General features: G+C 67.6%; 1 protein-coding gene. It reads right to left on the minus strand.

What is annotated here, in order from left to right; genetic code table 11:
* Positions 1-13: 13 nt before the first annotated feature.
* The coding region (locus AB0435_RS34195) for a transposase (RefSeq protein WP_366428744.1) at positions 14-1315 on the minus strand (1302 nt) is incomplete at its 5' end.

A 1315-nucleotide genomic window follows, 5' to 3' on the forward strand; every position in this document is an offset into this window, starting at 1 on the left:
CAAGACCACGGAGTTAAGGGCGAGCCGGCGTTGTCAAGGGTGGGGTGACGGGGTGCTTGAGGTCGAGCGTGATCCACTCGGGTTCGAGGATGTAGATGCCTCGTCCGGTGCGGCGAAGGATGCCCTCGCGAACCCAGCGCCCCAGTTCCGCACGTAGTCCTTGGGCGTCGTCCAGTCCGATTCCGCGGGCGATTTCGCATGCGCGCCAGCCGCGTAGAGGGTCGGTTCGCAGCAGTTGCAGAGTGCGGTCACGACGCCCATCACGACTGTTCTCAGCGGACGAACGCACCGTGACCGCGATGTCGGTGATCCTTGAGGCCCCGAGGACCTGTGCCTGGTCGGGCGGGGCGGCATAGCGGGAGATCGGGCACTTGACGCGACGCGGATTGACGCGGGCCCGGCGGGACGGGAGGAGATCGTGCAGCAGGGCCGTTGTGATGCGGCCCGGTCCGGAATCGGGCAGCACATCGGTCGCGGCGACGAGCTGATCCTTGACTGTCTCCAGGGCGATGGTGAAGGAAGCCCGGTCCGGGTCCGTGCCGGGGACCGTCTCGACAGCCTCGACCATGGCCCGGCGCAGTGCCTGATAGACGGTCAGGTGAGCCCAGAGCTCCTGTTGGAGTCCTGCCGCGTCCTGCGAGCGCAGCACCAGGCCGCGCTGCAACGTGTGACGGAGTGAATAGAACGCCGACTCGATCTCCCAGCGTTCGTGGTAGAGCTCCACCAAATCGGAGGCGGGGTAGCGGCGGTGGTCGGTCAACGTGGTGGCCAGACGGTAGTGACCGTTCAGCCGCAGCCCTTTGGCCGTTGTCACCACGATGTGCGCGTCGATGATCCTCAGCCGGGTCCCGTTGATCCTGGTCAGGAACGACCCGTCCGGCAGCAGTGCCCAGCGGGCGGGTGTCCGGGTTCCCTTCAGCCGCACCAGCAGTTGTGCGCCGGTGGCGGCGGCCTTCGCGAGGAAGTCGTCGGAGTCGAAGCCCCGGTCGTTCAGCAGCAGCATGCCGTCGTCCAGCAGCGGCAGCAGTTGCTCGGCGTAGCCGGTCTCCTTCTCCGGCGTCGGGCCGAAGACCGCACCGAGCAGGGCCCGGGTCCCGGTCTCGCACAGCACCATGATCTTGAGCATCGGATATCCGTCCGTGCCGTAGCGGTGCTTGTGCTTGCCGAGCCAGGCGCAGACGCGCGGCCGGTCAGGAGCCTTGGTGGAGCTGCATCCGTCGAAGGCGACCGTGCGCCAGCAGCGGTAGCGCACCCCTGGCGTGATCGGCTGTGCCACGGGGCCGGCCAGTGTTTCGAACAGGAGCCGGAACGGCAC

The organism is Streptomyces sp. NPDC051173 (assembly GCF_040689515.1).
Taxonomy (GTDB): Bacteria; Actinomycetota; Actinomycetes; order Streptomycetales; family Streptomycetaceae; genus Streptomyces.